Annotated in this window: 23 protein-coding genes; 8 read left to right on the top strand and 15 right to left on the bottom strand. The window is 69.1% G+C overall.

Annotated elements, in window-relative coordinates:
* On the bottom strand, positions 1 to 299 hold a 299-nt coding region (locus AC3WQM_RS15140; protein ID WP_492679782.1), incomplete at its 3' end, for a hypothetical protein.
* A 123-nt stretch (positions 300 to 422) separates the two neighbouring features.
* Complete coding sequence (locus AC3WQM_RS15135) at positions 423 to 1,301, bottom strand: LysR family transcriptional regulator (protein WP_492679780.1); 879 nt, start codon at positions 1,299 to 1,301, stop codon at positions 423 to 425.
* A gap of 73 nt (positions 1,302 to 1,374) precedes the next feature.
* Here AC3WQM_RS15135 and AC3WQM_RS15130 point away from each other — a divergent pair, with 73 nt between their 5' ends.
* The 4 genes from AC3WQM_RS15130 to AC3WQM_RS15115 are packed head-to-tail and all read left to right on the top strand — an operon-like array spanning position 1,375 to position 3,771.
* Positions 1,375 to 2,007 (top strand): DUF6306 domain-containing protein, encoded by a 633-nt coding sequence (locus AC3WQM_RS15130; RefSeq protein WP_492679778.1) that lies wholly within the window; start codon positions 1,375 to 1,377, stop codon positions 2,005 to 2,007.
* Positions 2,008 to 2,064: 57 nt separating this feature from the next.
* Positions 2,065 to 2,760: an RNA polymerase sigma factor gene (locus AC3WQM_RS15125; protein WP_492679776.1), complete on the top strand. Its 696-nt coding sequence runs from the start codon at positions 2,065 to 2,067 to the stop codon at positions 2,758 to 2,760.
* A gap of 37 nt (positions 2,761 to 2,797) precedes the next feature.
* Positions 2,798 to 3,367: a ferritin-like domain-containing protein gene (locus AC3WQM_RS15120; protein ID WP_492679774.1), complete on the top strand. Its 570-nt coding sequence runs from the start codon at positions 2,798 to 2,800 to the stop codon at positions 3,365 to 3,367.
* The gene (locus tag AC3WQM_RS15115) at positions 3,364 to 3,771 is read left to right on the top strand and encodes a c-type cytochrome (RefSeq protein WP_492679772.1); all 408 of its coding nucleotides are present in this window, start codon (positions 3,364 to 3,366) and stop codon (positions 3,769 to 3,771) included. The genes AC3WQM_RS15120 and AC3WQM_RS15115 overlap by 4 nt, the downstream gene beginning before the upstream one ends.
* Here the strand turns inward: AC3WQM_RS15115 and AC3WQM_RS15110 are convergent.
* Positions 3,758 to 5,071 (bottom strand): aminotransferase class V-fold PLP-dependent enzyme, encoded by a 1,314-nt coding sequence (locus AC3WQM_RS15110; protein WP_492679770.1) that lies wholly within the window; start codon positions 5,069 to 5,071, stop codon positions 3,758 to 3,760. The genes AC3WQM_RS15115 and AC3WQM_RS15110 overlap by 14 nt on opposite strands.
* A gap of 4 nt (positions 5,072 to 5,075) precedes the next feature.
* Positions 5,076 to 5,969: a transporter substrate-binding domain-containing protein gene (locus AC3WQM_RS15105; RefSeq protein ID WP_492679768.1), complete on the bottom strand. Its 894-nt coding sequence runs from the start codon at positions 5,967 to 5,969 to the stop codon at positions 5,076 to 5,078.
* A 133-nt stretch (positions 5,970 to 6,102) separates the two neighbouring features.
* Between AC3WQM_RS15105 and AC3WQM_RS15100 the strand changes: the two genes are divergently transcribed.
* The 3 genes from AC3WQM_RS15100 to AC3WQM_RS15090 all read left to right on the top strand — a co-directional run bounded on the left by AC3WQM_RS15100 (position 6,103) and on the right by AC3WQM_RS15090 (position 10,121).
* Positions 6,103 to 7,032 (top strand): LysR family transcriptional regulator, encoded by a 930-nt coding sequence (locus AC3WQM_RS15100; RefSeq protein WP_492679766.1) that lies wholly within the window; start codon positions 6,103 to 6,105, stop codon positions 7,030 to 7,032.
* 274 nt (positions 7,033 to 7,306) lie between these two features.
* Entirely contained in the window at positions 7,307 to 8,839 is a 1,533-nt protein-coding gene (locus AC3WQM_RS15095) for an FAD-binding oxidoreductase (RefSeq protein WP_492679764.1), read from the top strand.
* A 25-nt stretch (positions 8,840 to 8,864) separates the two neighbouring features.
* Entirely contained in the window at positions 8,865 to 10,121 is a 1,257-nt protein-coding gene (locus AC3WQM_RS15090) for a lactonase family protein (protein WP_492679762.1), read from the top strand.
* Positions 10,122 to 10,124: 3 nt separating this feature from the next.
* Here AC3WQM_RS15090 and AC3WQM_RS15085 read toward each other — a convergent pair whose 3' ends face one another.
* The 9 genes from AC3WQM_RS15085 to AC3WQM_RS15045 are packed head-to-tail and all read right to left on the bottom strand — an operon-like array spanning position 10,125 to position 20,510.
* Positions 10,125 to 11,594, bottom strand: a complete 1,470-nt coding sequence (locus AC3WQM_RS15085) for an N-acyl-D-amino-acid deacylase family protein (RefSeq protein ID WP_492679760.1) — start codon at positions 11,592 to 11,594, stop codon at positions 10,125 to 10,127.
* On the bottom strand, positions 11,591 to 12,508 hold the full coding sequence (locus tag AC3WQM_RS15080; RefSeq protein ID WP_070064119.1) for a MurR/RpiR family transcriptional regulator: 918 nt from the start codon (positions 12,506 to 12,508) through the stop codon (positions 11,591 to 11,593). The genes AC3WQM_RS15085 and AC3WQM_RS15080 overlap by 4 nt, the downstream gene beginning before the upstream one ends.
* A 10-nt stretch (positions 12,509 to 12,518) precedes the next feature.
* Entirely contained in the window at positions 12,519 to 13,826 is a 1,308-nt protein-coding gene (locus tag AC3WQM_RS15075) for an amino acid deaminase (protein WP_492679758.1), read from the bottom strand.
* Positions 13,823 to 14,821: an ABC transporter ATP-binding protein gene (locus AC3WQM_RS15070; protein ID WP_492679756.1), complete on the bottom strand. Its 999-nt coding sequence runs from the start codon at positions 14,819 to 14,821 to the stop codon at positions 13,823 to 13,825. Before AC3WQM_RS15070 ends, AC3WQM_RS15075 begins: the two co-directional genes overlap by 4 nt.
* Positions 14,821 to 15,858 (bottom strand): ABC transporter ATP-binding protein, encoded by a 1,038-nt coding sequence (locus AC3WQM_RS15065; RefSeq protein ID WP_095743848.1) that lies wholly within the window; start codon positions 15,856 to 15,858, stop codon positions 14,821 to 14,823. Before AC3WQM_RS15065 ends, AC3WQM_RS15070 begins: the two co-directional genes overlap by 1 nt.
* Positions 15,858 to 16,697 (bottom strand): ABC transporter permease, encoded by an 840-nt coding sequence (locus AC3WQM_RS15060; RefSeq protein ID WP_095746729.1) that lies wholly within the window; start codon positions 16,695 to 16,697, stop codon positions 15,858 to 15,860. Before AC3WQM_RS15060 ends, AC3WQM_RS15065 begins: the two co-directional genes overlap by 1 nt.
* Before the next feature lie 3 nt (positions 16,698 to 16,700).
* Positions 16,701 to 17,657 (bottom strand): ABC transporter permease, encoded by a 957-nt coding sequence (locus tag AC3WQM_RS15055; protein WP_095743846.1) that lies wholly within the window; start codon positions 17,655 to 17,657, stop codon positions 16,701 to 16,703.
* Positions 17,654 to 18,916: a lactonase family protein gene (locus AC3WQM_RS15050; RefSeq protein ID WP_492679754.1), complete on the bottom strand. Its 1,263-nt coding sequence runs from the start codon at positions 18,914 to 18,916 to the stop codon at positions 17,654 to 17,656. Before AC3WQM_RS15050 ends, AC3WQM_RS15055 begins: the two co-directional genes overlap by 4 nt.
* 19 nt (positions 18,917 to 18,935) lie before the next feature.
* Complete coding sequence (locus tag AC3WQM_RS15045) at positions 18,936 to 20,510, bottom strand: ABC transporter substrate-binding protein (RefSeq protein ID WP_492679752.1); 1,575 nt, start codon at positions 20,508 to 20,510, stop codon at positions 18,936 to 18,938.
* Positions 20,511 to 20,702: 192 nt separating this feature from the next.
* Between AC3WQM_RS15045 and AC3WQM_RS15040 the strand changes: the two genes are divergently transcribed.
* A complete protein-coding gene (locus tag AC3WQM_RS15040; RefSeq protein ID WP_062473709.1) occupies positions 20,703 to 21,092 on the top strand; it encodes a RidA family protein in 390 nt (129 codons plus the stop codon).
* Here AC3WQM_RS15040 and AC3WQM_RS15035 read toward each other — a convergent pair whose 3' ends face one another.
* A complete protein-coding gene (locus AC3WQM_RS15035; protein WP_369644561.1) occupies positions 21,093 to 21,713 on the bottom strand; it encodes an ATP-dependent Clp protease proteolytic subunit in 621 nt (206 codons plus the stop codon).
* A 107-nt stretch (positions 21,714 to 21,820) separates the two neighbouring features.
* Positions 21,821 to 22,453: a sigma-70 family RNA polymerase sigma factor gene (locus AC3WQM_RS15030; protein ID WP_492679750.1), complete on the bottom strand. Its 633-nt coding sequence runs from the start codon at positions 22,451 to 22,453 to the stop codon at positions 21,821 to 21,823.
* Between the last annotated feature and the right edge of the window lie 18 nt (positions 22,454 to 22,471).

The raw sequence follows: 22,471 nt of genomic DNA, 5'->3' as shown, positions 1-22,471 counted from the left end.
AGCACCGTAACCAGCGTCAGCGGCTGGTCGATCAGCGAAGACAGCGCCAGGTCCGCACGCAAGCTCAGGCACACGATACGCAGCTCGAACAGCTGCGACACCGCCTCGCGCTGCACCCAGCCCTCCACGCGCAAGGCATCGATGCTCTCGCGCGCGGCAGACGAAGACGATGAAGCAGCACTCGGCGCTTCGAGGCGATACAGCCGCGCCGTCTGGCTCAACTCGGCCCACAGGGCACTGCGGTCAGCGGATGGTGACGACGAACGCATGCGCAAGGGCACGCTGCCGTGGTTGGACATGAAACTCCCCGAACTTATTTTTCTTCCCCGCGTTGCGCGGGGTGGCATGCGTCCGATTGTCGGAGTCCCGGTGGCCCGAGCGTAAGTACCTGAAAGTAGCACCCGGCGATGCAGGACGGCGCCTCAGTCCGGCGAATGCACGCCGCTGCCCTGGCGCCCTTCTTCCTCTGCCGCCACCAGCCGCAGCCCGGCGCGCACGCGCGCCAGCGTCTCGTTCTCACGCTGCGGCGCATACACCGCGTGGGCCGAATGCGAGAACTCGGGCGCGCCCTCCACCATCCGCAGCCGGCCGTCGGCCAGGAAGGGCCGCGCGACGCCGATGCGGAAGTAGCCCGCGCCGCCCACGGCGAGCAGGTAGGTGAGCGCCAGCGGCCCGAGGGAGATCGACACCGGCGCATGGGCCAGCTCTGGAAACGCGGCCTCGTGGTTGGCCGCGAAGGCGGGCCCCCAATCGACCGACACGTAGCACGCACGGTCGAGCCGGCCTTCGGGGTCGGTGGTGACCATCACCAGCCGCTCCTCGGCCAGCAGCTCGGCCACGAGGCCGGGGCGCTGCGGCGGGTTGTAGAGCACGGCCAGGTCGAGCGCGCCGCCCTGCACGGCGTCGAGCAGGCGCTGCGCGCTGTCGACCTCGGCGCGCAGCGCGATCTCGGGGCAGACGCGGTGCATCCAGATCAGCCAGTCGGCCAGCAGCGGATGCCACAGGCTGGGCTCGCTGCCCACGCTCACGCCCTCCTCGATCCCCGGCGGCAGCGCGACATGCTGGCGCGCGCGCTCCCACACCTGCACCAGCGTGGTCGCGTGGGCCACGAAGCGCTCGCCCGACGCGGTGAGCCGCGCGCCGGCCTTGTTGCGCACGAACAGGCGCCGCCCGAGCTGGTCTTCGAGCAGGCGGATGCGCGCGCTGACGGCGGTCTGCGTCAGGTGCAGCCGCTCGGCCGCGGCCACGAAGCTGCCGGTGGCCGCGACTTCGAGAAAGGTGCGGGCGAGGCCGATGTCCATCGGATTCATATTAGTTTTTTTGCACTCATTTGCAATGAACATTCATTGGCTTGGGGAGAAGCATCGGTTCACCATGAGCGCACGACTTCAGGAGCCCTGCCCCATGCGTCCCTTGCCGCCCATGCCCCACGCCGCCCCGCCCGACGATGCCGCCCCGTCCTTCGCCGACACGCCCGCCGCGCTGCGCGCGCAGGGGCTGCGTTTTCCCGAGCGGGTGGAGGTGTCCTCGCCGGTCTGCTACGCCGACGAGCTGGACGCGGCCTACCGCGAGGCCGGCGACCGCGACGACCTGCTGGCCGCGCTGAACGAGTTGCTCGAAGCCGAGCGCGCCGGCGCGCGCATCACGCTGCGCAGCGCCGCCGAGACCGACGACCCCGCGCTGCGGCGCCTGGTGACCGACATCCACCGCGACGAGGTGCGCTGGTGCGGTGTGCTGATCGACGCGATCCAGTCGCTGGCCGCCACGCCCAGCACGCGCACCGGCGCCTTCTACGAGCGCGCGATGGCGGTGCCGGCGCTGGACGCGCGCCTGGCGCTGCTCAACCGCGGCCAGGGCTGGGTGGTGCGCAAGCTGCAGGCGCTGCTGCCGCGCATCGGCGACGCGCACATCCACGGCGAGCTGACGGCCATGCTGGTGTCGCACCAGCAGAACATCGCGCGCGTGAGCGCGCAACAGGCCCCGCAGGGGCCGCAGGAAGGCGCCTGAGAAAGTTGCAACACGGCGCGGGGATGCGCCATCCAATGGGCAGAAGGAACTCACCGCATGCCGCCCACCGCCCTGCCCCTGACTGCCGATGCCGACGCGAACGCGTCCGCCGCCGAACTGGCCGCACGCGCCGCGCAGGGCGACACGCAGGCCTTCGCGCGCATCATGCGGCGCCACAACCAGCTGCTGTTTCGCACCGCGCGCAGCATCCTGCACAGCGACGCCGACACCGAAGACGCGCTGCAGGACGCCTACCTGCGCGCCTGGCGCGCCATCGGCGGCTTCCGTGACGAGGCGAAGCTTTCGACCTGGCTGGTGCGCATCGTCATCAACGAGGCGCTGGGCCGCCTGCGCCGCCGCGGCGCGCAGGTGATTCCGCTCGACGGCGGCGTGGCTTCGGAGGATGACGACGACGCCCCCGACACCCAGCTCGCCGACGACCCCGACCGCCAACCGGAGCGCCTTGCCATGCGGGAAGACCTTCGCCGACTCATGGAGCGCCGCATCGACCGGCTACCCGAGGCCTATCGCACCGTGTTCGTGCTGCGCGCGGTGCAGGAACTCAGCGTCGGCGAAACCGCCGAGGCGCTGCAGCTGCCCGAGGCCACGGTGCGGCTGCGCTTCTTCCGCGCCCGCAGCCTGTTGCGCGAGAGCCTGTCGCGCGACATCGACCTGGCGACGGGCGACGCCTTCGCGTTCGACGGCGCGCGCTGCGACCGCATCGTGGCGCGCGTGCTGGCGACGCTGCCCTGATGGCTTCCCACAACCACCACCCCGAGGAGACCCCACCATGTCCTTTTTCCTGATGCCCACCCCGATCGCCGCGCGGCGCGCCTTTCTCGGCCACTCCGGCCTGATGCTGTCGGGCGCCGCCGTGGCGCTGCTGGCAGGGCGCGACGCGCTGGCCGCGAAGAGCGGCAGTGCCACCGGCAACGACGTGCAGATCCTCAACACCGCGCTCGGCGCCGAGCTCGAGGCGATCGCGGCCTACCAGCTCGGGGCGGAAAGCAAGCTGCTCGAGAGGCCCGTGCTCGACCTCGCCGTGACCTTCCAGGGCCACCACAAGGAACATGCGGACGTGCTGGCCAAGACCATCGCCAAGCTCGGCGGCAAGGCCGTCGCGGCCAAGGCGCGCTACGACTTCCCGGTGGAACAGCTCAAGTCGCAAGCCGATGTGTTGCGCTTCGCCGCGAAGCTCGAACAAGGCGCCGTGAGCGCCTACCTGGGCGCGGTGCCACTGTTCGGCCACCGCGAGCTGTCGAAGGCCGCGGCCAGCATCCTCGGCGACGAGGCGATGCACTGGGCCGTGCTGCGCCAGGCGCTCGGCGAGGCGCCGGTGCCTTCGGCGTTCGTGTCGTGAGCCGTGCGGCGCGCGGGCTCGCTGCGAGCCTGCTGGCCGCGTGGGCCTGTGCGGCTGCCGCAACGCCCGATGCGGTGCGCGGCGAGCAGGTCTACGCGCGCTGCCAGGCCTGCCACGCGCTGGCCGCCGACCGGGTCGGGCCGCGCCACTGCGGCTTGTTCGGCCGGCTCGCCGGCAGCGTGCCGAGCTTCACGTACTCGGAGGCAATGAAGAAGTCGCGCATCGTGTGGAACGACAAGACGCTCGACCGCTTCCTCAGCGCCCCGCTCGCGATGGTGCCGGGCAGCAGCATGACCTACGACGGCGTGCCCGATCCGCGGGAGCGCGCCGACCTGCTCGCCTACCTGCGGCAGGCGAACGACACGCCGGCCTGCGCGGCGCTGGCGCGGCCTACGCCGCGCTGACCGCGGGTGTGAAAGCGCCTGCGATCTCACGCGTCACGCGCAGGAAGGCTTCCATCTCGCCCACCGTGTGGCAGTGCAGCGGCGACACGCGCACGGTGCCTTCGAGCCCGAAGGATTCGAGCATCCGCTTCGAGTAGATGCTGCTGGCCACGCGCTCGTACACCGTGACGCCGCGCTGGCCGTACTCCACCACGGCCTGCGTGCAGTCGAGCCCGTCGAAGCCGATGCCCAGGATCAGGTCGCGCTGCGTCAAGTCTTCGTGGTCGAGAAAGACTTGCACGCCGTCGAGCGCGCGCAGGCCCGGCGTCTGCGCGGTGCCGTCGAGCAGCGTCGCCAGCAGCGCGCGCTCGTGCAGCTCGATGCGCTCGATGCCCGCCACGAAGCGGGCGCGTCGGTCGGTCGCCTCGGTGAAGTGGCCGCCGAGCCAGCCCACGTAGTCGACGATTTCGGTGAGCACCGCGAACTGCCACGGCGCCGAGCTGCCCAGCTCCCAATGGCCGGGCTTCTTGCCGGCCAGCTTGTGGTGCGGCAACGCAGCCGCGCGCTCCGACATCCACGAGAAGCCCGAGCCGCGGCAGCCGAAGAACTTGTAGGGCGCGAGGTTGATGCCGTCCACCGGCGTCTGCTGCAGGTCGATGACGCCGTGCGGCGCGTGCTGCACGGCATCGACGAGGATGTACAGGTCGGGCTTGATCTCGCGCGCGCGCCGCACGATGGCCGCCATGTCGAGCTTGGCGCCCGAGATGTTCGACGCGTGGATCACATTGAGCACACAGGTGTTCTCGTCGACCAGCCCCACGATGGCGTCCACGTCGACGCCGCCGGTGACGGGGTTGCTCTTCGCCACGCGCAGCTCGCGCCCGAGGCGCTCCGCATACAGGCGCATGGCATCGAAGGCCGAGGGGTGCTCGAGCGCGGTCGTGACCATGTTCGTGCCCGGCACGTTCTCGGCCACCGCGCGCACCATGTCGAACATCGCGCCCGAGGCGGTGAGCGAGGGGTACACGCTGCCGCCGGTGGCATTGAGGATGGTGCGCAGGTCGTCGGCGCCGCGCGCCTGCATGGCCTGCAGTTCGACGGCGGTGGCGTGGATGCGCTCGGCGTTGTCGGGAATGGCGTCGACCTGCGCGAAGCGCTCGACCGCGGCCTTCAGCCGGAACGAACCGCCGGCGTTGTCGAAGTACAGGCGCTCGCGGCCGTGGTGGTCGCGTTCGATGCCCAGGAAGCGCTCGCGCACCTGGCGCATCAGCGCATCGGAAAGGAGCTCGCCTTGGGGCAGGTCCGCACGTGTGGCTGCCATGGTGTCAGACGCCCTTGTTGTTGGGGTTCTTGTAGATCTCGCGCACCGCATCCGTCATCGGGAAGTTCAGGTTCGCGTTGCGCGGCGGGATCGGCGAGAGGAACCACTTGGTGTACAGCTGCTCGATGGCGCCCGACTTCATGAGACCGTTGACGGTCTCGTCGACCAGCGCCTTGAACTCGGGGTCGTCCTTGCGCAGCATGATGCCGTAGGGCTCCTGGCGCAGCGACTCCTTGAGGATCTTGTAGTCGCCCGGGTTGGTGGAACTGGCGATCATGCCGGCCAGCTGCACGTCGTCGAGCACGTAGGCATCGGCGCGGCCCGTGGACAGCAGCAGGAAGCCGTCGGAGGTGTCCTTGCCCGCGATCTCGTTCACCTCGATGGTGCCGCTCTTGCGCGCGCCGCGCAGCAGCTGGATCGAGGTGCTGCCCGAGACGGTGGCCACGTTCTTGCCGTTGAGGTCGGGCAGCGCGTTGATGCCCGAGTTCTTCTTCACGGCGGCCGTGATGTTGGTGACGAAGTGGCTCGGCGCGAAGTCGACCTGCGCCTGGCGCTGCGTGGTGTTGGTGGTGGTCGCGCAGTCGAGGTCCACGGTGCCGTTCTGCAGCAGCGGGATGCGGTTGGTCGAGTTGAGCATGGTGTAGCGCACCTCGAGCTTCGGCAGGCCCAGCTTGGCCTTCACGGCGTCGACGATCTTCAGGCAGATGTCGTTGGTGAAGCCGATGGGCGCGCTGTCGGCGCTGAGCTTGTACGAGAACGGGATCTGGCTGTCGCGCGCGCCGATCTGGATCGTGCCGCTGTCCTTGATCTTGCGCAGCGTGCCGGCGTCCTGTGCGCTGGCGGCGCCGCAGGCGAAGACGAGGGCGAGTGCGGACGCGAGAGGCAGTTTGAAGTCCATGGTGTGTTCCTTGGGTTGCAATGACGGTGGCCTGGCGCGCATCTTCTGCGTCCCGATGAATTTCTAAAAGCGATTTTTTGTGATCGAATCACATGAAAAAAAGCGTTCTTTCTTTCAGGAGCCGCCCGCCGTGATGACCTTCAAGCAACTCGAAGCCCTGTACTGGATCGCCCGGCTGGGCGGCTTCGCGCAGGCGGCCAACCAGCTGCACACCTCGCAGTCGGCCATCTCCAAGCGCGTGCACGAGCTGGAGCAGCTGTTCGACACCGAGCTGTTCGACCGCAGCCAGCGCACGGCGCGCCTCACCGACAAGGGCGAGGAGATGTTCGTGCTCGCCAGGAAGCTGCTCGACCAGCGCGACGCCGCCGTCGAGCAGTTCGGCAAGCCCGGCGTGGTGGAGCGGCGCATCCGCCTGGGCGTGACCGAGCTCACCGCCATGACGTGGCTGCCGCGCCTGGTCGGCCTGATCCAGCAGCACTACCCCAAGGTGATCCTCGAGCCCGACGTGGACGACAGCCTGCAGCTGCGCGACAAGCTCCTGGCCGACGAGCTCGACGTGGTCATCGTGCCCCACACCTTCGCCGACTCGCGCATGCAGAGCAAGGTCATCGGCCGCGTGAAGAGCGCGTGGATGTGCAAGCCCGGCGTGGTGCAGGGCGGCGGCACCGTGCGCCTGCACGACCTGGCGCGCCATCGCATGCTGGTGCAGGGCAACAACTCGGGCACCGGCCGCGCCTACGACGCCTGGATGAAGGACCAGGGCGTGCAGCCCGCCAACGCGATCGTGGTGAGCAACCTCGTCGCGCTCACGGGCCTCACCGTGTCGGGCCTGGGCGTGAGCTACCTGCCGCGCGAATGCCTCGCGCCGCTGGTCGACGCCGGCATGCTCGAGGTGCTCGACGTGACGCCCGCGCTGCCCGTGGTGCGCTACGTGGCCATGCACAAGGGCGAGCACCGCAGCGCGCTCACCTCGTCGATCGTGATGCTGGCGCAGGCGTGCTGCGACTTCACGCGGATGTTCCAGGCACAGCCGGAAGACGAAGCCGCGGCAGGCGCACGCTGAGATCGCGGGCACCTTCTGCGCGCCCTTTCTTGCGCGCCGGATGCGGTGTCCGTGACGCGAAACCCACATGCTTTCGAGGGGGTGCGACGCGCTCGAAATTGACGGCAAGATGAGCGCCATCGCGCAGCATTCAGAACGACCCGCTGGAGATAAGACATAACGCTTCCATTTCCGGCCGGCCTTGCAAATGAATACCCGCGCGTAAGACACGTCCCAGCTTTCGCGTCCTTCTTTCGTCTTACCGCCGTCGCACGGCGTCCTTCAGAAAGTGCCCATGACCATCACCGTGACACGCCAGGATCCGCGCTACAACACCCTGAAGAAAGGCTTCAACCTGCGATGGCCTTCCGTTGATTCGGATGCGGCGTCGCGCATCGAGCTGGTGGAGAACGCGGACGATGCCGCCGCCGCGCTGCAGCGCATCGTCGATGCGGGCCGGCGGCCCACGGTGCGAAGCGGCGGGCACTGCTATGAAGACTTCGTCTCCAACAACCCCGGCGGCGCGATCCTCGACCTGAGCCTGCTCACGCAGGCCAGTGCCGAGCGCAAGGGCGACGGCCGCTATCGCGTCGCGCCCGGCACGCAGAACTGGAACGGCTACCTCGAGCTGTACAAGCAGCACAACGTCACGCTGCCCGGCGGCTCCTGCTATTCGGTGGGCGCGGGCGGGCACATCTGCGGCGGCGGCTACGGCCTGCTCTCGCGCCTGCAGGGCCTCACGGTCGACTGGCTTTCGGCGGTGGACATCCTCACGGTCGATGCGCGCGGCAAGGTGGTGCCGCGCACCGTGGACGCGACGCGCGACCCGGAGCTGTTCCGTGCCTGCCGCGGCGCGGGCGGCGGCAACTTCGGCGCGATCACCAGCTATGTGTTCGACACCCTGCCGACCGCGCCGCGCGAGGTGGCGCTCGCGGTGGTCGCGTTCGACTGGGCCAGCATGACGCCCGCACGCTTCGCCCAGCTGCTCGCCATCTACGGCGACTACTGGGCCACGCGCGGCACCTCGCCCGACACCTGGGGCATGTTCTCGCTGCTCAAGCTCACGCACCGCTCGTCGGGCCAGATCGTGATGCTCACGCAGTTCTGCAACCCCGACGGCACCTGCAACGACCTCACGGTGCTCCACGATTTTCTCGAGCGCTTTCGCGCCTGCACGCCCGTGCCGCTGAAGGGCCGCGCGCCCGGCGTAGGCCCGGCGCCGCAGCGGGACACGGGCCAGCTGCTGTGCTCCAAGCCGCACACCGTGACGCGCTACGACTGGCTCACGGCCACGCAGTACCTCAACGGCTCGGGCGAGAACCAGCGCGGCAAGTACAAGTCGGCCTACATGAAGCGCAGCTTCACCGCGCGCGAGGCGCAGCGCATCTACACGCACCTCACGCGCACGATGCCCGGCATCGACCTGAGCCAGTCGCTGGTGCAGGTCGACTCCTATGGCGGCGCGATCAACAAGCCCGAGCGCATCGACGACACCGCCGTGCCGCAACGCGCGTCGATCATGAAGCTGCAGTACCAGACCTACTGGCGCAGCGCGGCGGACGATGCCGGCCACCTGCGCTGGATCGGCGACTTCTACCGCGACGTGTACGGCACGCCCGACGTGCCCGAGCGCTTTGCCGGCACGCCCTACCCCGGCGAGCGCTACGAGGGCTGCTACATCAACTACCCGGACAACGACATGCTGGCGCACCCGTTCTGGCCGCAGCTCTACTACGGGGACCAGGGGCTCTACGCCTTCCTTCGGAAAGTGAAACGGCGCTACGACCCGAACAACATCTTTCACCACGCCATGTCGGTGCGGCCCTGAACCCCTGCACGAGAGGAAAGAACCCATGACACACAGCCCCAGCCAACCCGGTCGGAACCGCCGCGCCGTCATGCAGTGGATCGGTGGTGCCTCCGCGCTCGGCGCATTGACACCACTGGCCCCCGCCAGTGCGCAGACGCCCGAGACTGCAAGCAGCGCAGTCGCCAGCACCCTGCCCGCACCCCGTTTCGCCTACGTCGGCACCTACACCAGCGACGCACCGGGCGGCACCGCCGGCGGCCCGGCATCGAAGGGCATCTACGTGCTCGCGATCCGCGACGGCAGCTGGACGCCGGTGCAGACCGTCGCCAGCGCGAACCCCTCGTTCCTCGCGGTGCACCCCAGCCGTCGCTTCCTCTATGCGATCAACGAGATCGACACCTACCAGGGCCTGCCCACCGGCACGGCCGAGGCCTATGCGATCGATGCGAACGACGGGCGCCTAACGCTGCTCAACCGCCAGCCGCTCTCGCTCTCGGGCGTGGTCCCCGCGCACCTGGCCGTGTCGCCCGATGGCCGTGCGCTGGCCGTGGCGCTGTACGGCGGCGGCGCCTACAACGTGCTGCCCATCGAGGCGGACGGCAGGCTCGGCAAGGTCTCGGGCATCGAGAAGGAAACCGGCACCGGCCCCGACGCGCAGCGGCAGGAATCGCCGCATCCCCACATGGTGCTGTTCGACGGCACGGGCCAGCGCCTGCTCGCCACCGACCTGGGCACCGACCGCATCAACGCGTTCACGCTCGCCGACGGCCAGCTGTCCCTGCTCGGCCGCACGGCCGTCGCGCCCGGCAGCGGCCCGCGCCACCTGGCGCTGCATCCGTCGCAGCGCTTCCTGTACGTGGTGAACGAACTCGACGCCACGGTCGCCGGCTTCGGCTACGACGCGGCGAGCGGCAAGGTCGGGGAACAGCGCCTGCGCATCTCGACCGTGCCCGAGGGCTACGCCGGCCAGAAGAATGCGGCGGCGCTGGTGATGCATCCTTCGGGGCAATTTCTCTACGCGAGCAACCGCCGCCTGAAGTCGGACCACCCGATGGCCGACAGCATCGCCGCGTTCCGCATCGATGCGAGCAACGGCGCGCTGACACCGCTGCAGCATTGGGGCGAAGGCCTGCGCTTTCCGCGTGCGCTGGCGATGGCGCCGGGCGGCGGTCACCTGTATGCGCTCAGCCAGAAGGGCGACACCGTCTTGCGCCTGCGCATCGATCCGGCCAGCGGCAGGCTGGACCAGCCGGTGCAGGTGGCGCAGGTGCCCGCGCCCGTCTGCCTGGTGTTTGCCTGATGCCTAGCGTCCGCGCGTGAGCATCCGCCCCGCGCGCGCCAGCACCTTCGCTTCGCCCTCGCCACCGCGATAGGCCAGCACGCCATTCACGAACACGCGCTCGACGCCGAGGCTCACGCCATGCGGCTTGTCGTAGGTGGCGGTGTCGGTGATCGTCTCGGGGTCGAACACCACCACGTCGGCCATCGTGCCGACGCGCAGCAGGCCGCGATCGGCGATGCGCAGGTTCCGCGCCGTCATGCCGGTCATCTTGTGCACCGCCTGCTCCAGCGTGAAGAGCTTGCGCTGGCGCCAGTAGCGCGCGAACACGCGCGGGAACGCGCCCCACAACCGCGGGTGCGGATGGCGGTCGTGCGGCAGGCCGTCGCTGCCGATCATGGTGAGCGGGTGCGCGATGACGCGCTCCACGTCTTCTTCCTGCATCTGGAAATAGCAGGCGCCGCCGGGCTTCAGCCGCAAGCAGGCCTCCTGCTCGGTGGTGCCCCACTCGCGCGCGATGTCGGAGAGGAGGCGCCCGGTCATCTCGGGGTGCGGGTCGGACCAGGTCAGCAGCACGTCGATCACGCCGTCCACCAGGTCTTCGCGCAGCACGGTGGAGCCGGCCACGTAGGGGTAGACATCCATCGCGATCTCCTGGCGCAGCGACAGCGCCTCGATCAGCGGCAGGGTCTCCTTCGTGCGGCCCCAGTTCGCGGGACCGGCGCACTTGTGGTGCGAGATGACCAGCGGCACGCCGGCGTTGAAGGCCGAGTCGCCGGCCTCGTGCAGCGCCTCGATGATCTGCTGCATCTCGCTGCGCAGGTGCGTGGCGTACACGCCGCCATGGCGCGCCACGACACGCGCGAGCGCGGTGACTTCCTCGGCCGGCGCAGCAAAGGCTTCTTCGTAGAACAGGCCCGACGACATGCCGTGCGCGCCCGAAGCCATGCAGTCGTCGAGCAGCGCCTCCATGCGCGCCAGTTCGTCGCCATCGGCGGGCCGGTCGAGCGCCTGCATCGCTGCGAAGCGCAGCGTGGTGTGGCCGATCAGTGCCGCGACATTGAGCGCAGGTTGCACCGCATCGACCGCGGCGCGGTACTCGGCCATGGTCGCGTGCTTGAAGGAGTCGGCGCCCAGCAGCGTGAGCGGCGGCTTCGACTGCGGCGTGCGGTACGGCGCCAGCGAGATGCCGCAGTTGCCCGTGACCACGGTCGTGATGCCCTGCGACACCTTGGGCAGGCACAGCGGGTCGCGCAGCACGATGGCGTCGTCGTGCGTGTGGGCGTCGATGAAGCCGGGCGCGATCACCTTGCCGCGGCAGTCGACCACGTCGATGTCGGCGATGCTCAACCCTACAGGCAGGCGCGTGCGCAAGCCGTCGCCCAGCGCCAGGATGCGGTCGCCCTGCAACAGCACGTCGCCGGGCCACGAAGGGCCGCCCGAGCCGTCGACCACGAGGCCGGCTTCGAGCAGCACAGCGGGTGCGGTGCTCATGATTCGCCGTCTCCCTTTTTTGCGTTGATGCCGCCGCCGTCCCAGCTCTGCAGCGGGTGCGTGGTGGCGTCGATGCCGTGGCGCTGGAAAGCCTCGCGTGCGCGCTGCAGGCGCTGCACGGCGGGCTCGCCGCGGTGCTGCGCCACCAGCACGGTGAGGATCTCGATGACGGTGAGGTGCGTGAGGTAGGCGTCGATGCCCACGTGCATCACGGCATCGTCGGGCACCGACAGGCCGATGAGGAAATCGGCCTTGGCCGCGAGCGCCGTGCCCGGCCGCGTGAGCGCAACCACCTTCGCGCCCTGCCCGCGCGCGATGTCGACCGCGTCGAGCAGCGAGGGCATGCCGCCCACGTGCGAGATGGCGATGACCACGCCGCCCGGACGCTGCGCCGCGCCGGCCACCTGCTGCAGGTGGTAGTCGGCCCAGGCGTTGGCCGAGAGGCCGAGGCGGAACAGCCGCGCCTGCAGGTCGTTCGCCATGAACCACGAGGTGGCGCCCGCGCCGTACAGGTCGACGTGCGGCGCCGCCGCGATGGCGCGCACGGCGCCGTCGAGCACCTGCATGTCGAGCTGGCCGCGCACGCCCGAGACCGAAGCCGCGGCGCTGCGCGCGATCTTGCTGACCACTTCGTCGGCGGCGTCTTCGATGTTGACGCGGCGGTGCAGCGGCGAACCGCCGAGCGCCAGCTCCTGCGCGAGCGCGAGCTTGAACTCGCGCAGCCCGGCAAAGCCGAGGTCGCGGCAGGTGCGCATGATGGTGGGCACCGAGCTGCGCGAGCGCTCGGCCAGCTGCTCGAAGCTCTCTTCGAGCGCGCGGTCGGGGTCTTCGAGGATCAGGTCGAGGATCGCGCGCCGCGTGGCCGGCGCATCGCCACGCGCCTCGGCGATTCTCTGGAGCAAGGAGGGCGTCATCGGTACGTTTTCAGAAGTGCATGGCGACGGCGTCGCTCACGCGGTAGTCGTTCTCGACCACGGGCATCCAGTGCCACTTGTCGAAGGTGGTGCAGGGGTGCGAGATGCCCAGGCCCACGCGGTCACCGACCTTCGGTGCATCGGCCTCTTCGCTCTCGTCCCAGCGCAGGTAGGCATGCTGGTCGTTCAGCGCGGTGATCTTCCAGCCGGCGGGCACGCCCTGGGGTTGCAACGCGCCGCGCGCCGCGCGCGCGATCGGCACGGGCATCGACAGGTCGAAGGAGATGTCGCGCTTGCCGACCGACAGGATCGCCAGCCCCGGCTCGGGCCGCGACTGCACATTGGCCCAGACTTCCATCGCCGGCGTCAGGCCTTCGCCGCAGTCGCAGCCCAGGCGTTCGTCGACCACGCTCACCATGCGCTTGTAGAAGCCGTGGTCGTGCGTCACGTAGCAGCCCGAACGCAGCAGGCCGCGCACCGGCGAGCCCAGCGCAGGCTTGAGGCGCCCGGCCACGAGGTCGAAGATGGCCGAGCCACCGGCAGAGACCAGCACCTCGTCGGTCTCGAAGAGCTGGTGCGTGTCGCAGTGACGCGCCACGGCTTCGACGCGGTCCATCAGCGTGGTGGCGTAGGCCGTGTCGGGTCCGCTTTCGCCGGTGGCGCCCTGCCCTTCATAGGTCTCGATGCCCACCAGCTTGGCCGCGTCGCTGGCGCGCACCCGCGTGGCGAGCGCAATGGCTTCGTCGTGCGTGCGGCAGCCGGTGCGTGCACCCTGCACGCCGATCTCGAGCATGACCTCGAAAGGCACGCTGGCGGGATGGCGTTTCGACCAGTCTTCGATCAGCGCCAGCTGCGCGACCGAATCGACCAGGAACACGACGCGCAGGTCCGCATGGTCGGCCAGCAGCAGCTGGATGCCGGCCAGGTCTTCGTCGCTCACGACCTGGTTGGCGATCAGCGTGCGGCGCGCGCCGGCGGCCACGCCCACGGCCAGTTGCGTGACGGTGGCAAAGGTCAAGCCCCAGGCGCCGGCGTCGAGCTGGCGCTGGAACAGCTGCGGCGACATGGTGGTCTTGCCGTGCGGCGCCAGGTCGATGCCCCATTCGCGCACGCGCGATTGCATCCATTGGAGGTTGTGTTCGAGCGCCTCGCGCTTGAGCACGGCCAGCGGCAGCGGCAAGTCGCCGGCCAGCACGTTCCAGCCGGCGGCGCCGACTTCGCTGCGCAGGCGCGGCGGCTGGGTGCGCGGGTAGCCCTTGAAACGGTCGCTGAGCAGCGGGTCGATGAAGTCTTGGGTAGCAGAAACGGTGTCGGTCATGGTCGTGCAACGGCGATGTTGGAGAGCAGTTCTTTGCGGATGCAGGCGCTGTAGTGTGCGGGGGAAATCTCATCCAGGCTGGGCACCGTCTGCGCACAGGCCTCGATGGCATGCGGGCAGCGCGTGCGGAACACGCAGCCCGAGGGCGGCGAGATCGGGCTGGGGATGTCGCCCTTCAGGGCAATGCGCTCGGTGGCCAGCTCGGGGTCGGGCTTCGGGCTCGCGGCCAGCAGCGCCTGGGTGTAGGGGTGCGAAGGGTTCGCGAACAGCTCCTCGGTGGTGGCCACTTCCATCACCTTGCCCAGGTACAGCACCACCACGCGGTCGCACAGGTACTCGACCACATCGAGGTCGTGCGAGATGAAGAGCATGGTCAGGCCCAGGCGCTCGCGCAGATCCGCCAGCAGGTTGATGACCTGCGATTGAATCGACACGTCGAGCGCCGACAGCGGCTCGTCGGCCACGATGAACTCGGGCTCCACGGCCAGCGCGCGGGCCACGCCGATGCGCTGGCGCTGGCCGCCCGAGAACTCGTGCGGAAAGCGGCTCGCATGCTCGGGGCGCAGGCCCACGGTCTCCAGCAGCTCGGCGATGCGCTTGTCGCGTGCCGCCGCGCCCTTGTGCAGCCCGTGCGTGGACAGCGCCTCGCCCAAGATGGCGCTGATGCGCATCTTCGGGTTCAGGCTGGCGTACGGGTCCTGGAAGATGATCTGCAGCTTGCTGCGCAGCTTGCGCATGCGCTCGCCGGAGAGGCCGCCGATGTCGTCGCCGCGGTACAGCACCTGGCCCTCGGTGCGCTCGACCAGGCGCAGCACGGTGCGCCCGATGGTGCTCTTGCCCGAGCCCGATTCGCCGACCAAGCCCAGTGTCTCGCCGGGGTGGATCGCGAAGGACACGTCGTCGACTGCGCGCACGGGACGCTCGCTGCTGCCGAAGTATTTCTTGAGGCCGCGGACTTCGATGAGGGGAGAGGAAGAAGAAACAGCGGTGGTCATCATGCAGCCCTCGCGAGCGGTTGGTCGGGCTGCACGCGCACGCAGCGCGCCTGGCGGTCTTGCCGGATGTCGATGAGCGGCGGCATCGCGTCCTTGCAGCTCGCCAGCGCCTGGTCGCAGCGCGGCTCGAAGGCGCAGCCCGGTGGCGGCGCAAGCGGACTCGACACCTGGCCGCGAATCGCGAACAAGCGCTTGGGCTTCGGTTGCCCAGGAACCCGCGCCTTGCCCGGCAGGCAGGCCAGCAGGCCCTGCGTGTACGGATGCTCGGGCTGCGCGAACAACGGCCGCACCGGCGCACGCTCGACCACGCGGCCCGAGTACATGACCACCACGTCGTCGGCATGGTGCGCCACCACGCCCAGGTTGTGCGTGATGAACAGGATGCTCATGCCCGTCTCGGCCTGCAGCCGGCGCATGAGTTCGAGGATCTGCGCCTGGATGGTCACGTCGAGCGCGGTGGTGGGCTCGTCGGCGATCAGCAGCGTCGGGTCGCAGGCCATCGCGAGCGCGATCATCACGCGCTGGCGCATGCCACCCGACAGCTGGTGCGGGTACTCGTGGATGCGTTGGGCCGCAGCCGGAATCTCCACCAGCTCCAGCATGCGCAGCGCATGGGCCAAGGCCGCCTTGCGGTCCAGCCCCTTGTGCAAGCGCACGCTCTCGGCAATCTGCTCGCCGATGGTGAAGACCGGGTTCAGGCTCGTCATGGGCTCCTGGAAGATCATCGACAGCTGGTTGCCGCGCAGCGAGCGCATCTCGCGCTCGCCGATCTGCAGCAGGTCGAGCGTCTTGCCTTCGCGGGTGACGAAAGAGGCCGATCCGCTGACCTGCGCGTTGGCGGTCTTGGGCAGCAGGCGCATCAGCGTGAGGCTGGTGACCGACTTGCCCGAGCCCGACTCGCCCACCAGCGCGGTGGTCTTGCCGGGCTGGATCGAGAAACTCACGTCGGCCACCGAACGGATCAGGCCGTCTTCGGTGGGGAAGCTGGTGCTCAGGTTGGTGACCGTGAGGCGTGGGGTGGTGTTCGCGGTGTTCATCACGAGGTCTTCTTGAGTTTCGGATCGAGCAGGTCGCGCACACCATCGCCCAGCAGCTGCAGCGACAGCGCCGTGAAGATGATCGCCAGGCCCGGGAACAGCACCACCCAGAAGGCCTGGTGCGCATACTGCTGGCTGCCCGCGACCATGGTGCCCCAGGTGGGGATCTCGGGCGGCACGCCGACGCCGAGGAACGACAAACCCGCTTCGGCCAGGATCGCGTAGGCGAAGATGAACGACACCTGCACGAGGATCGGCGACATCAGGTTCGGCAGGATGTGGCGCCACAGGATGCGCGAGGTGCGCACGCCCAAGGCGCGCACGGCCTCCACGAAGAGAAGTTCGCGCACCACCAAGGTCGAAGCCCGAACCACCCGCGCCACGCGCGGCGTGTAGACCAGCACCAGCGCGAGCACGGTGTTCATCAGCGACGGCCCGAGGATGGCCACCAGCGCGATGGCCAGCAGGATGTCGGGGAAGGACATCATGGCGTCGACCACGCGCATCAGCGGCGCATCGAGGCGGCGGAAGAACCCGGCCATCAACCCCAGCACCGTGCCGGCGATGACCGCGCCCAGCGCCGTGAGCGCCGCGATGGCCAGCGAGTAGCGCGCGCCGTGCACGATGCGCGAGTACATGTCGCGGCCCAGTTCATCGGTGCCCAGCAGGTGTTCGGCGCTGGGCGCCTTCAGGCGCTGGAGCACCGCGGTGTCGTTGGGGTCGGCCGAGGCGACCAGTGGCGCGCCGATGGCCATGATGGCGATCACCAGCAGCACCAGGGCAGAGACCATCACGATGCGGCGGTGCATCAGCTGGCGGAGCATTCGAGGCATGCGCATCGTTCAGACCTTCACGCGCGGATCGACGACGGCATACAGCAGGTCGATCGAGAAATTGATGAGCACATAGATCGCGGCAATCACGAGCAGCGCGCCTTGAATCACGGGGTAGTCGCGCCGCAGCACGGCGTTGACCACGAGGTTGCCCACGCCGGGCAGGCCGAACACGGTCTCGGTGATGACGGCGCCGCCAATCATGAGCGCGACCGTGAGGCCGATCACCGTGACGATGGGCACCAGCGCGTTGCGCAGCGCGTGCTTGAGCACGACGACCTTCTCGCTCAGGCCCTTGGAGCGCGCGGTGCGCACGTAGTCTTCACCGAGCACGTCGAGCATCGAGGCGCGCGTGAAGCGGATGATGAGCGCGGAGTTCAAGAGGCCCAGCACGGTGGCCGGCAGCACCAGCGCGTGCAATCTCTCGGCAAACGGCGCATCGGGCGCGCCGTAGCCCGACACCGGGAACCACCCGAAGGACACCGCGAAGATCTGGATCAGCACGATGCCCAGCCAGAAGCTGGGAATGCTCGCACCCAGCATCGCGATGCCGGTGAAGAACTGGTCGACCACGCGGCCGCGGAACACCGCAGAGACGATGCCGCAAGGCACGCCAATGAGCGCGGCGATGGCCACGGCCAGCAGGGCCAGCAAGGTGGTGGGCTCGGCGCGCTCCCACAGTGCCTGCGTCACAGGGCGCTGCAAAAAGATCGAGGTGCCCAGGTTGCCCTGCAGCACTTCACGCAGCCAGTAGCCGAACTGCACGGGCAGGGGTTTGTCCAGGCCGTAGTCCTTCTGCACGCGGGCGATGTCGGCGGCGGTGGCCTGGTCGCCCAGCAGCACGGAGATCGGGTCGCCCGAAGCCGCGCGTGTGAGCACGAAGACCAGCACGGCCACCAGGGCCAGCACGATGAGCATGCCGCCCGCGCGCGAGGCGATGTAGCGAAGCGATGCGCTCTTGATCATGACGAGAACTCGATGGCGGCGGCGCTGCCGACGGCCACGTACTGGCCGGTGAACTGCACGTCGCCGTTCTTCTTCACGCGGAAGATGGTCACGTTGTCGCCCTGCTTGTTGTGGCACACGTAGAGAAAGCGCCCGCTCGGCTCGAGCGTGCAGCTGCGCGGGTAGTTGCCGCGCGTCCACTCCTCGCGCACGAGGGTGGGTGCGCCGGTGCGCGCATCGACCTTGAAGATCGAGATCGAATCGTGCAGCCGGTTGAGCGACACGAAGTGCGTGCCGCCCGGCAGCATGCGGATGCCCGAGGCGTAGCTGGTGCCCTTGAAGCCGGCGGGCAGCGCCGAGGTCTCGCTCACCAGCGTGAGCACGCCGGTGGCGCCGTCGTAGCGCAGGAAGGCGATGGTCGAGGCCTCTTCGTTGACGAGGTAGACCCACTTGCTGTTCGGGTGGAAGGCGAAGTGGCGCGCGCCCGAGCTCTCGGACACGGCCACCGTGCTCGGCTGGCTCAGCACGCCGGTGGCGCGGTCGAAGCGGTACGAGATGACGCGGTCGAGCCCCAGGTCGGCCACGAGCACGAAGTTGCCGGCCGGGTCGGCCTGCACCATGTGGGCGTGCGGGCCGTCGTGGTCGCTGGTGGCAAAGCCCTCGTGCGAACGCGCGGCCAGCGGCACCACGTCGGCGCCGGGCTTGCAGGGCGTGGCGGCGCCGCAGGCCGCGACGTCCTTGTAGACGACGGCGGCGCGGTCGGTGTCGAAGCTTCCGTCGGTGCGCAGCGCGATCACGCTGACGTCGCCGCTGGCGTAGTTGGCGGTGAACACGAAGCGGCCGTCGGGGTGCACGCTCAGGTGCGCCGGGTCCTTGCCGCCGCAGGGCATCTCGGCCACGAACGACAGCGCGCCGTTGGCGCCGATGCGAAAGGCCGAGACGGAACCGGCCTCGAACTCGTTGGCGGCGTAGAGCATCGGCAGCGTCGGGTGGCGTGCCAGCGAGGCGGGGTTGCGCAGCTTGGCATCGCTGCCCGCGCTGGCCACGGCCGGCGGTGCGCCGGGAATAGGCTTGAGCGCGCCGGTCGCGCCGTCCACCACGAACTGGTGCACGCCCAGGCCGCGCCCGCCGCGCCACGGCTTGCCGCCGTCGCTGTAGGTGCCGACGTAGGCGTAGACCGGGCCGGAAGTGGCGGCCTGGACGGTGGAGGCTGTGAGGCCTAAGGCTCCGAGGCCGGAGGCCAGTGCGCTGGCTTGCAAAAGTTGGCGACGCGATGGCATGGCGGTGCTGCTCCGGGCCTTACTTGATCTTCGCGTTCCAGAAGAACGGCCAGGTCGCGGGCTGGTAGTTGTCCAGCGCCGGGCTCTTGGCCGAGAGGCCGTTGAACTTGCCGACGTTGATGTAGGGCACCTCGTCGTACACCACCTGCTGCACCTTGCCCCACAGCGCGCCGCGCTTGGCCGGGTCGCTCTCGGTGTTGAAGGCGCTGAGCGCAGCCTTCTTGGCGGGCGAATCCCACCAGCCGGGCGCGCCGTCGCCCAGTTGCGGCGGCGAGAGCATGGGCTCGGGGAACTGGCCCGAGTGGGTCACATAGATGTCCCACAGCTTCGGGTCGTTGCGGCGTTGCACGAGCGTGGCCCAGTCGACCACGTTGAGGTCGACCTTGAAGCCGGCGCGCTTGAGCTGCTCGGCCATCAGCAGCGACATGTTGTAGTGGAAGTCGTACTGGCGGCTGGTGAGCACGCGGATCGGTTCGCCCTTATAGCCGGCCTTGGCGGCGGCGTCCTTGGCCTTGGTGGCGTTGCGCTGGTTGTACTGGTCGGCGCCGGCCGCCGAGTAGAACGGCGAGCCCTTGGGGAAGTGGTTGGCCTCGGCCACGAAGAAGCGCGTGTCGCCGAAGCCGGCCGCGAGCATCTCGCCCTGGCCCAGCGCGGTCTGCACGGCCTGGCGCACCGCCTGGTTGGCGGCCACGCCTTCCTTGGTGTTGAGCACGAGGTAGGGGAAGCCGAACGACGGCGTCATGATCGGCAGCGTCTTGCCGCCGGCCTTCTCCAGGCGCGGCAGCGCTTCCACCGGCAGCAGGTCGGCGAAGTCGTACTGGCCGGCCAGCGCGCCCTCGACGCGCGTGCTGGCGTTGGGCACGGGCACGAAACGCAACTCTTCAATGGCGGCTTCACGCTTGCCGCCATAGCCGCTCGCGGGCTCCTTGCGCGCGGCGTACTTGTCGAAGCGCGTGAGCAGCACGAACTGGTCGGGGCGGCGCTCCTTGAACTTGTAGGGGCCGGTGCCGACGAAGTCTTTCAGCGGCGAGGCGATGGAATCCTTGGCCATGATGGCCGCCATGCCGCTGGGCAGCGCGAGCTGCGACAGCAGCGGCGCGTACGGCGCCTTCAGCACGATCTCCACGCCCAGCGGGCCCTTGGCCTTGAGGCTCTCGATCTCCTTGCCCACGGCCTTGCCGCGCGGCGACTGGTCCATCCAGCGCTGCAGGCTGGCGACCACGTCGTCGGCCGTGAGCTCGCGCCCGTTGTGCAGCGCCACGCCCTTGCGCAGCGCGATGGCGTAGGTCTTGCCGTCGGCCGAAATTTTCGGCATGCCCTCGGCCAGCATCGGCACCACGTTCCACTTGGCGTCGAAGGTGTAGAGCGTCTCGTACACGTGCTGCATGATGGTTCCGACCAGGTCGGCCGTGGAGGCCATCGGGTCGAGCGTCTGCGGCTCGGCCACCATCGCCAGCGTGGCGAAGTTGCGCGGGCCCTGCGCGTGGGCGCTGGGGTGAGGCAGTGCGGCACACAGCATCGCGAGCAGGGAAGCTCCCAGCAGGCTGCGCTTCGACAGGCGGGGCAGGCGCTGGACAAGACCGGCGTGAGACATGGAGAACTCCTTCATGGGGCGGACTGATTTATGAAAGAAATTTTCTTTCTGGCCCAGACTTTGAAGCAGACTTCGTGCCAAATCATCCGTGTTAACCCTTGTTGAGTGGTTATTCTGAAAAAGTCTTTCAAATCGGATGGATACTGCGGCCCTCACCCGCCCCACTCAACCCTCTCACTCCCAGGAGTTCCCATGCCCCTCGAATACCTCGGCGCCCCGCCCATCGCCTCCGACCGCCAGGCCCGCCCTTTCTCCCCCGCCGTGCGCGCGGGCGATTTCGTCTACGTGTCGGGCCAGGTGCCCGCCAACGCGCAGGGCGAGATCGTGGCCGGCGGCATCGAGGTGCAGACGCGCCAGGTGATGGAGAACCTGAAGACCGTGCTCGCGCTGGCCGGCGCCACGCTCGACGACGTGTGCAAGAGCACCGTCTGGCTGCACGACGCGCGCGACTTTGGTGCCTTCAACCGCGTCTACATGAGCTACTTCGGTGAAAACAAGCCGGCGCGCTCGACCACCGAGGCGCGCCTCATGGTCGACGCGAAGGTCGAGATCGACGTCGTCGCCTACAAGCCGAAGGCCTGATCAGGCCGGTCGCAGTTCGGTCTTGCGCTGAATGATGCGTGAGACCAGCCCGTACTCCACGGCCTCCGTGGCCGACAGCCAGCGGTCGCGCTCGATGTCGGCCAGCACCACGTCGATGGGCTTGCCGGTTTCGCGCGCGATCTCGTGCGCGATGCGCTGGCGGGCCTTGATGATTTCCTGCGCCTGGATCGCGATGTCGGTCGCCTGGCCGCCCGCGCCGCCGCTGGGCTGGTGGATCAAAAAGCGCGTGTTGGGCAGGCACACGCGGCGCTCGCGCGGCGCCGCCAAAAACAGGTGCGTGGCGGCACTGCCGACCCAGCCGGTGCCGATCATGTGCACCGGCGCGCTGATGAAGCGCACCACGTCGTGGATCGCGTCGCCCGACTCCAGGTGCCCGCCGGGCGAGCTCACGAGGATGTCGATGGGTTTGTCGCCGCTGTCGGCATCGAGTGCGATGAGCCGGCGCGTGACGTCGGCCGCCACGCTGTCGGTGATGCTGCCGAAGATCAGCAGCGTGCGCGACTTGAACGCCTTTTCCTCGAGGTAGGAATTGCGCGGCTCGGCCGTGGCCGCGGGCGGAGTGTCGTCGTCGGTTTCCAGTGTTGAAAACATGGGCTGCATGAAGAAAGCTCCTGTGGTTGAACTGTCTTGACGAACAAGCCCACAGTTTCGTGACATTGCGCCTGCTGTGGCAAGCAGCACCGTGGTGCCGCGGTGTCACTTGCCACTCAGGCGGCCATCCGGGGCGACACCACGGCCCTTCGGGGTGTACCGACGCCGGCCAGCACCGGCCGGCCCGTCATCGCGCCGCAATGGTCCAGCGCCTGGCGCAGGACGGTATCCACGTTGCGCAGCGACAGCCCGTAGTGGGAGGCCACCTCCTGGCGCGTCTTCTCCTCGATGCGCAAGGCCTCGAGCACCGCCCGGTGACGCCGCGGCAGGCCCTGCATCGCGCGGTCGACCGAACCGACTTCGGCGCGCACCTCGGCCATGTCCTCGGGCCCGGGCGCGTGGTCGATGGCCGACTCGACGGCGGTGTGCGGGTCGTCCACATAGCGCCATGCCCCCTCGCTGCGCAACCGGTCCATGGCCAGGTTGCAGGCCACGCGATAGACGTAGGCGCTGGGGTTCTCCACGGGTGCGCCCACCCGCAGGTGACCCAGCCGCAGCCAGGCGTCGTGCAGGCATTCGCTGGCCATCTCGGCGCACCCGAGATGGCGGGTCAGCTTGCGCCGCAACCCTTCGTAGTTGGCGCAGAGAAAAACCTGCAGCGCCAGGCGACGCTGCGCTTCGTCCCGCAGCGCATCGGCCGCCTCGTCGCGCGCCGGTGCTTCCTGTTCGCAAAGGACACTGGGTGCCATGACATGCCGCTCCTGCCC

This window comes from Variovorax sp. FW301-JW7 (assembly GCF_058788795.1).
This window is presented reverse-complemented; position numbering and strand designations above follow the sequence as displayed.